Source organism: Escherichia sp. WS338 (genome assembly GCF_046486405.1).
GTDB lineage: Bacteria > Pseudomonadota > Gammaproteobacteria > Enterobacterales > Enterobacteriaceae > Escherichia > Escherichia coli.
Genome location: NZ_JBJQLL010000071.1, coordinates 1 through 7,246 on the forward strand (window position 1 = coordinate 1; position 7,246 = coordinate 7,246).

Annotated in this window: 10 protein-coding genes and 3 pseudogenes; 5 read left to right on the forward strand and 8 right to left on the reverse strand. The window is 48.5% G+C overall.

Annotated elements, in window-relative coordinates; all coding sequences use genetic code 11:
- Window positions 1–943: pseudogene (gene csa / locus ACJHWT_RS24885) on the reverse strand (pore-forming bacteriocin colicin S4); the annotation flags it as partial.
- A 238-nt stretch (window positions 944–1,181) separates the two neighbouring features.
- On the opposite strand from csa (ACJHWT_RS24885), the gene ACJHWT_RS24890 reads away from it, so the two are divergent.
- A complete protein-coding gene (locus tag ACJHWT_RS24890; RefSeq protein WP_024216191.1) occupies window positions 1,182–1,472 on the forward strand; it encodes a hypothetical protein in 291 nt (96 codons plus the stop codon).
- Here the strand turns inward: ACJHWT_RS24890 and ACJHWT_RS24895 are convergent.
- Window positions 1,464–1,742 (reverse strand): hypothetical protein, encoded by a 279-nt coding sequence (locus tag ACJHWT_RS24895; RefSeq protein ID WP_000710675.1) that lies wholly within the window; start codon window positions 1,740–1,742, stop codon window positions 1,464–1,466. The genes ACJHWT_RS24890 and ACJHWT_RS24895 overlap by 9 nt on opposite strands.
- Window positions 1,743–1,863: 121 nt before the next feature.
- Here ACJHWT_RS24895 and ACJHWT_RS24900 point away from each other — a divergent pair, with 121 nt between their 5' ends.
- On the forward strand, window positions 1,864–2,286 hold the full coding sequence (locus ACJHWT_RS24900; protein WP_024216190.1) for an Exc2 family lipoprotein: 423 nt from the start codon (window positions 1,864–1,866) through the stop codon (window positions 2,284–2,286).
- A 482-nt stretch (window positions 2,287–2,768) separates the two neighbouring features.
- Here ACJHWT_RS24900 and ACJHWT_RS24905 read toward each other — a convergent pair whose 3' ends face one another.
- The 4 genes and pseudogenes from ACJHWT_RS24905 to ACJHWT_RS24920 form a co-directional block, all read right to left on the reverse strand.
- A complete protein-coding gene (locus ACJHWT_RS24905) occupies window positions 2,769–3,002 on the reverse strand; it encodes an MbeD family mobilization/exclusion protein (RefSeq protein ID WP_000137429.1) in 234 nt (77 codons plus the stop codon).
- Between the two features lie 6 nt (window positions 3,003–3,008).
- Entirely contained in the window at window positions 3,009–3,569 is a 561-nt protein-coding gene (locus ACJHWT_RS24910; RefSeq protein ID WP_074167501.1) for an MbeB family mobilization protein, read from the reverse strand.
- A gap of 370 nt (window positions 3,570–3,939) precedes the next feature.
- A pseudogene (locus tag ACJHWT_RS24915) lies at window positions 3,940–4,284 on the reverse strand (nuclease); the annotation flags it as partial.
- A complete protein-coding gene (locus ACJHWT_RS24920) occupies window positions 4,247–4,570 on the reverse strand; it encodes a MobC family plasmid mobilization relaxosome protein (RefSeq protein ID WP_001444404.1) in 324 nt (107 codons plus the stop codon). The gene ACJHWT_RS24920 and the pseudogene ACJHWT_RS24915, both read right to left, overlap by 38 nt.
- A 67-nt stretch (window positions 4,571–4,637) precedes the next feature.
- Between ACJHWT_RS24920 and ACJHWT_RS24925 the strand changes: the two genes are divergently transcribed.
- Both ACJHWT_RS24925 and ACJHWT_RS24930 read left to right on the forward strand, forming a co-directional pair.
- Window positions 4,638–4,829, forward strand: a complete 192-nt coding sequence (locus ACJHWT_RS24925; protein ID WP_024192883.1) for a Rop family plasmid primer RNA-binding protein — start codon at window positions 4,638–4,640, stop codon at window positions 4,827–4,829.
- Window positions 4,830–5,497: 668 nt separating this feature from the next.
- Entirely contained in the window at window positions 5,498–5,611 is a 114-nt protein-coding gene (locus ACJHWT_RS24930; RefSeq protein WP_213849828.1) for a replication initiation protein, read from the forward strand.
- 215 nt (window positions 5,612–5,826) lie between these two features.
- On the opposite strand, the gene csl is transcribed toward ACJHWT_RS24930, so the two are convergent.
- A complete protein-coding gene (gene csl / locus ACJHWT_RS24935; protein ID WP_071703583.1) occupies window positions 5,827–5,982 on the reverse strand; it encodes a colicin S4 system lysis protein in 156 nt (51 codons plus the stop codon).
- Between the two features lie 29 nt (window positions 5,983–6,011).
- Between csl and csi the strand changes: the two genes are divergently transcribed.
- A complete protein-coding gene (gene csi, locus ACJHWT_RS24940) occupies window positions 6,012–6,551 on the forward strand; it encodes a colicin S4 immunity protein (protein WP_104681840.1) in 540 nt (179 codons plus the stop codon).
- 27 nt (window positions 6,552–6,578) lie between these two features.
- Here csi and csa (ACJHWT_RS24945) read toward each other — a convergent pair.
- Window positions 6,579–7,246: pseudogene (gene csa / locus ACJHWT_RS24945) on the reverse strand (pore-forming bacteriocin colicin S4); the annotation flags it as partial.

Genomic DNA, 7,246 nt, shown 5'->3' on the forward strand with positions numbered 1-7,246 from the left:
AGATAACTTCAGCGGCTTTATTAAGTACATCACTCTGAATCCGGTCACGGTTCATACTGAAAGAATAAAACACATCATAAGCAGCTTTTTTAGCTTGATCCTGTCGTTGAGGCTCTTCATTATTAAATCCTAATGCCTCATATATCTCTTCCGGGGTCTTATGGTCGACTTTATCCATAATACCAGCCTTAGCTTTTTCACTCCCTACATAAGGACGAACAGCTGTTCTAGTTACAGATAAAACATTACCATAATCATCAAGCACCACTAAATAGTGGAACTGTTCAACATCAACATCAAATTTTCTCACATTAGGAGGCAAACGATCCCACGCATCTTCAGCCTGTTGTTTTGCTTTTTCCTGCCGCTGAGATTCATCTTTATTAAAACCTAACGCCTCATATATCTCCTCAGGAGTTTTATGATTGATTTTTTCCATAATACCCGCCTTAGCTTTTTCACTCCCTACGTAAGGACGGACACCTGTTCGAAGAATACCGATAGCTCTACCATTATCATTAAGCGTTACACGATATTTAAAACCATCGATACTCACATCAATCTCTCGCGGTAAGTTGTTTTTATCCCACTTACGAGCAACTTCATCATTAGGATTTTCAGGGATATAGCCCCCCTGAACATCACTATTTCCGCCAGCCCCAGGAACTCCATATACAGGCGTTTTTACCAGACCATTTGTGATGGTAATGCGCACCTGCCCATTATCATCAACATAAGGCGGCACATCCGGATTATTGGTTTTACTCCATCCCCACCCCGTCTGACTTCCATGTTCACGACCTCCATTACCAGAGCCTGAACCACCACCCCAGTGAACCCCACTATTACTATTATTATTTCCACCTTGCTGATTCAGATTCGCCCCTGTTCCCCCCATAGACTCACCAGCAGTTGGGCCATATCCACTTAGTTCTTTAGCCATAAATTCCTCTTTGATAATTAAAACAATAAATTAAAAACAGTATACTGTACATATAACCACTGGTTTTATGTACAGCAAAACCTACTACTCACCATTGTCCATGTCAAGAGCATGGATTTTCATTTTTGCTATAAGGATCACGCTATGGGGAGGCAGGCATTGAGAACATCGAAACAGAACACCGGAGCAAATCAGGATGAGATATAAAACTGTTGGATCATGAAAAACGGAGAACGATGTGAGCAAATCACCCCGCCATAAACTGAACAAAACAGACAAACGACTTCTCGACACCCTTGTTGCTGCCGGATATGAGCATGACAAAGCCCGTGACCTCATCCAGAAACAGGTTTACACGCTGACACTGGCTGATCAGCGTCATGTGGTCAGTGAAATCAGTAATGGTGTGAATCCCACCCAGGCTTACTCGGCGGTATACCAGGCAAGACGCATTCGCCTCGCCCGTAAATATCTGAACGGTAAAAAGGTTATGGAAGAAACCGGGGAAAATACGCCCCCATCAACGTAAGGATTTCTTTTGCCGCTCCAGAGACTCCAGTTTTTTACGCAAATCCTCTCTTTTTTGGGCATCTCTGGTGCCAGCCAGCTCTGCTCTCAACTCATCGATCTGAAGTTGTATCTTCAGTCTGTTACTGAACATTTTCTGTCTGGCATTAACATCCGCAACAATGCCGTTTTTTGTCTTCTCGGCCTTTTGTTGAAAAACATTGCTGTCCGCATGACTGGCAACCGAAGCAGAAAGAACACTAAAAAGCAGGACTGGCACACATTTTTTCACGGGATTATTCCTGACTCATTGACCATCAAATCACATTGGGAGTAAACCGACGTATGATAAGAGATACTCTTCGGAGATATAACTCCCTGAGTATCAAGATTAAAAACGCAAGGAGATGTTTATGAGATCTGCCGCTACCAGGCTGCTTCTGATACCTCTGATAACAGCAACAATAGCTCTTACAGGATGCACCCCAAAGACCAGCCTGGAACGACATACCCGACATTATGTTTATGCTTCAGATGATGGATTTGATCCTAACTTCTATACCCAGAAAGCAGACACCATACGTATGATGCTCCCGTTCTTTCAGCAGTTCCGGGATATGGGGATGAAAGACAAAGCAGCCGGAGTATCAGCAGAAACGGCACAGCAACGTGCAAAAGAATTCCACTCAGAAAAATTTTTTCACTCACTCCAGAGCACAACAACCTTTGCTGGCAGAAAATACACAAACAGCGATATGCCTTCGCTGAAAAAAATGAAACTAATGGCAGACACCATTTCTGCGGTTTATCTCGATGGATACGAGGGCAGACAGTAAGGGATTTACCATAATCCCTTAATTGTACGCACCGCTGAAATGCGTTCAGCGCGATCACGGCTGCTGACAGGTAAAAATGGCAACAAACCACCCGAAAAGCTGCCGCGATCGCACCTGATAAATTTTAACCGTATGCATAGCTATTCAGCCATGTGAATAACGCTGGTTTTGCCTGCGTAAACCTCATGACACTGTTTTTTTCCATCTTTTCAGTTGATGACATACGCAGACATCGCGGGATGAGGCTGAGGAATGAGCGCGATCTGGCAAAGAGGCAAAACACAGCAACAAAAACGACACGCCAGAATCGCGCCCGGATGCGTTTTTAACGCGTTCCGGTACCATCTGGCAACCTCCCGGAACAACTCACCGTCACATCCCCATTGACGGGCCACGCCATACCTGTGCTTCCCGTTCCTGCTCTTCATGCCAGGACCGCGCACGCTCCCGTTCCAGGCGTGCCTGCCTTTCCTCTTCATCCCTTATCTGCTGTTCGTGATAAATAACCGACTCAAGCGGTCCACCTGCCCGGCTAATCTCTGCACCTGCTGACTCAAGTCGTCGCACTGTTCCCTCAGTTGCCCGTTCTCCTGTCGTGTCAGCTCGAACATATGCTGCAAATCCGTGAAGGCGCTCTCCCAGTCTTTCAGCCGCTGCGTATAGTCCTGCTGCAATTGCTCTAAGGCGTTCAGTAAGTGCATTTCCAGCTCTGTCATACTCACTTACTCCCTGACCAGTCTTACTGCGTTCTTCTTCTCCACCGTCCAGTTGTTTTCCCCCTTCACCCCGGACGGCAGCACCAGAAATTTCCCGTTCCTGCCCTCGTGATACGTCACACCCCATGTTTTTTCCCGGAGTTTCGCCAGCGTCTCTTCCTGGTCCCTGATAGCCAGGATGTTCGCCGCAATCCGGCTTTCCTGCCACTGAATCAGCCCCCATGACGCCAGAAAAATCCCGCCCGTGACGCAAAGCGCCGTCAGCGACGGGTACAGTATCCGCCCTTTGATCAGCTTCCAGAGCAGCTCTTCCTGCCGCCGGGCCAGTTCGTTCTCTGTGGCGCTGAACTGCGCGTTCACGGCACTGTTCAGCGTCTCCAGTTGTTCTTTCACCGCTGCTGTGTGTGCGCTGATAGCGTCTCTGATTTTCTGCCCGTTTAAGTTCAGTTCCCTGTCTACAGACGCTTCGAGCTTCCTGAACTCGCTGTTCAGCATGTTCTCTGTAGAGACGGCACGCTCTTTCAGTTTCTTCTCGAAGTCTGTCCCCATTTGTAAAAGATTGCTCATACAGCGCCCCTTTCAGCCTGAGATTACGCCCGCCCTCCGGGTCGGCGATACTGATACTGCTCCTGGTTGTCCTCACAACCTCAAAACCTGCCGCTGTAAGCGCCTCAGTGACATCCTGACGCGTTTTTAGCGCTCCGGCATGGTAAAGAGCCTCCAGTCCCCTCGTAATCGCTTCTGCGGCCTCCTGTTTCGCTTTCGGCAGATTATTCGGGGTGACAAGTGTCCGCCTGTTCTCCGGTGCGTTCGGGTCGTGCAGCCCGTAATGGTGATTCACCAGTGTCTGCCAGGCATTGATTCGCGGACGGTCCGCCCGGTCGTAATAGGGCTGGAGCCGTTTTCCGCTCGCCAGCTCCATATTCGGGATGACAAAATTCAGCTCAAGACGCCCCTTGTCCTGGTGCTCCACCCACAGGATGCTGTACTGATTTTTTTCAAGACCGGGCATCAGTACCCGCTCAAAGCTCTCCATCACCCTTTCACGCTCTCCCGGTGGCAGGGTCTGCTCTGCAAAAGACAGAACCCCCGAGGTGTATTTTTTCGCAAACGGCGTGGCATCGATGAGTTCCCGTACCTCTTCGGGAGCACCCCGCAGAACTCTCACCCCTTCCCGGTTACGCTCCCGGCCCAGCAGGTAATCAACCGGACCACTGCCACCGCCTTTTCCCCTGGCATGAAACTTAACTATCATCCCGTTCTCCCTGTTTACGGACCTCATCCCTAAGCTCACTCAGTTCACGTCCGATGGCCATCAGTGCAGCCACCACATGAACCCGGTCATGCCCCGACCACTGTCCGCTGTTTATCTTCCGGGCTATCTGATTCAGGTTATTGCCGACCGAAGCGAACTGGCGCAACAGCGGCGGTGCCAGTGTCGGAAGACCTGACGTTTTCGATGGCGGTGCCCCCAGGCAGACCTTACGCATCCATGACGCAAGTTGTTTTCCCTCACAACGTGCCAGCAGCCGCGCATGTTCCTCATCCGTGACCCGTATCGTGAGCATCCTTTCGCGTTTCACCGGTATCATTAAAAACCTCCGACAGACTCCCCACACATGGAGAAACAGAACTGTGACTAAACAGGAAAAAACCGCCCTTAACATGGCCCGCTTCATCAGAAGCCAGACGCTGACCCTGCTGGAAAAACTGAATGAACTGGACGTCGACGACCAGGCTGACATCTGCGAAGCGCTTCACGACCACGCTGACGAGCTTTACCGCAGCTGCCTCGCACACTTCGGGGATGACGGTGAAAACCTCTGACACATGCAGCTCCCGGAGACGGTCACAGCTGGCCTGTGAGCGGATGCCGGGAGCAGACAAGCCCGTCAGGGCGCGTCAGCGGGTGTTAGCGGGTGTCGGGGCGCAGCCATGACCCAGTCACGTAGCGATAGCGGAGTGTATACTGGCTTAATCGTGTAGCATCAGTGAGGATTGTATGAAAAGTGCACCATGCCGGGTGTGAAATGCCGCACAGATGCGTAAGGAGAAAATGCTCGTCCAGGCACTTTTCCGCTTCCTCGCTCACTGACTCGCTGCGCTCGGTCGTTCGACTGCGGCGAGCGGAGTCTGCTTGCTCAAAAACGGCGATACGGTTATCCACAGAATCAGGGGATAAGGCAGAAAAGAACATGTGAGCAAAAAGGCAAAGGGCAAAAAAAGCCGCGTCGCTGGCGTTTTTCCATAGGCTCCGCCCCCCTGACGAGCATCACAAAAATCGACGCTCAAGTCAGAGGTGGCGAAACCCGACAGGACTATAAAGATACCAGGCGTTTCCCCCTGGAAGCTCCCTCGTGCGCTCTCCTGTTCCGACCCTGCCGCTTACCGGATACCTGTCCGCCTTTCTCCCTTCGGGAAGCGTGGCGCTTTCTCATAGCTCACGCTGTTGGTATCTCAGTTCGGTGTAGGTCGTTCGCTCCAAGCTGGGCTGTGTGCACGAACCCCCCGTTCAGCCCGACCGCTGCGCCTTATCCGGTAACTATCGTCTCGAGTCCACCCCGGTAAGACACGACAAAGCGCCACTGGCAGCAGCCATTGGTAACTGAAAAGTGGATTTAGATACGCAGAACTCTTGAAGTTGAAGCCTTATAGCGGCTACACTGAAAGGACAGCATTTGGTATCTGTGCTCCACTTAAGCCAGCTACCCGGTTAAGCAGTCCCCAACTGACTTAACCTTCGACTAAACCGCCTCCCCAGGCGGTTTTTTCGTTTACAGGGCAAGAGACTACGACGATCTGTAAAGGATCTCAAGAAGATCCTTTACAGGCTACCACTACCACCACTTCCCATACTCACTCCGGTAACAGTGGAAGATGGTGAAACAGCCCCACCTCCAGTATCTCTGACATTGTTGACTTGGCATGCTGCAAGCAGCATTATTCCTAGTGAAATGGCACAAATAATAATTTTTTTCATATATACCTTTATTATAATCCTATAGGTCAATGATGATTGATGAACATTCAATAGATATAGACAATAGAAAAGCCAATAACTTATTGTATTTATTTATGGTAATCGGAGTTATACCTTTACTCTGTATACTAGCCGTTTACTATACAAATCCAGACAATCTGTTCTTGCACACAATAGCTACCAGTACTGAAAACATCCCATCAATAACCTCCGCCTACAACCCATTAATGACAAAGGTTATGGATATTTATTGTAAAACAGCGCCTTCCCTTGCTTTGATATTATTTATCCTGACATTTAAAACGAGAAAGCTAATAAAAAAAACAAACCGAAATGCTGTACTTAGAAGTTGCTTATTAAGTCCATTTGTCTGTGCTGTTTTTTTGTATTTACTCTGTTTCCGAAACCTTGAGCTAACGACAGCAGGAAGGCCAGCCAGGCTAATGACCAACAATGATGCAACACTATTGCTATTTTATATTGGCCTGTACTTAATCATTTTTTTCATAAGCTATTTCACGCTATTCACACCAGTTACCACGTTTAAATTATTAAAAGAAAGGCAGTAACCCTGCCTTCCTTTTACCCGGTATTTATTAATGCGCGGGTTTAATGATTTCTTTATTTAGTGCATCTGCAAACTTGTCATCAATTAATGCACCTACAACTGCTGCGAGTAGAATACCTACGATACCGACAGCAATAGCAGGAGCCCCAAGAGATAAGGCATATGCCCCTAATGTGGCTGAAAAAACACCCAGGGCCACAGCAGAAGCGATGCCACTGAGCACCCAGGACTCCACCTCCAGCATCAGAGGTCCCCACTTCCCGGTTTCATAGCCCTCGATGCTTTTCTCCCGGACCTTCTCAACCTTCATCACCACATCGGCAAATTTGAAAGCCTTGCTGATATTACCCAGTTTATTTGCCATATCCTGAGCATCAATACTTCGCCAGACGTTCGCCAGTGCATCACTGTCGGCCCTGTTAAATTTAAACCCCGGATTAGACAAAACTTTATTTAATGACGCCATTGCATCATCGTAGCTACGGATAGTTTTCCCCTGGAAATTTTTGACATCATCAGCAATTTCTCTTGCTAACGACTTATAATCATCTCCAAGATAATCACCGACCTTATTACCTATATCAGAGATAACTTCAGCGGCTTTATTAAGTACATCACTCTGAATCCGGTCACGGTTCATACTGAAAGAATAAAACACATCATAAGCAGCTTTTTTAGCTTGATCCTGTCGTTGAG

Bases quoted from the DNA above. Each gene is read 5' to 3' on its own strand.
- ACJHWT_RS24900 (WP_024216190.1), top strand. From the start codon at position 1,864: ATGAGATCTGCCGCTACCAGGCTGCTTCTGATACCTCTGATAACAGCA.
- ACJHWT_RS24905 (WP_000137429.1), bottom strand. From the start codon at position 3,002: ATGACAGAGCTGGAAATGCACTTACTGAACGCCTTAGAGCAATTGCAG.
- ACJHWT_RS24910 (WP_074167501.1), bottom strand. From the start codon at position 3,569: ATGAGCAATCTTTTACAAATGGGGACAGACTTCGAGAAGAAACTGAAA.
- ACJHWT_RS24920 (WP_001444404.1), bottom strand. From the start codon at position 4,570: ATGCTCACGATACGGGTCACGGATGAGGAACATGCGCGGCTGCTGGCA.
- csl (WP_071703583.1), bottom strand. From the start codon at position 5,982: ATGAAAAAAATTATTATTTGTGCCATTTCACTAGGAATAATGCTGCTT.
- csi (WP_104681840.1), top strand. From the start codon at position 6,012: ATGATGATTGATGAACATTCAATAGATATAGACAATAGAAAAGCCAAT.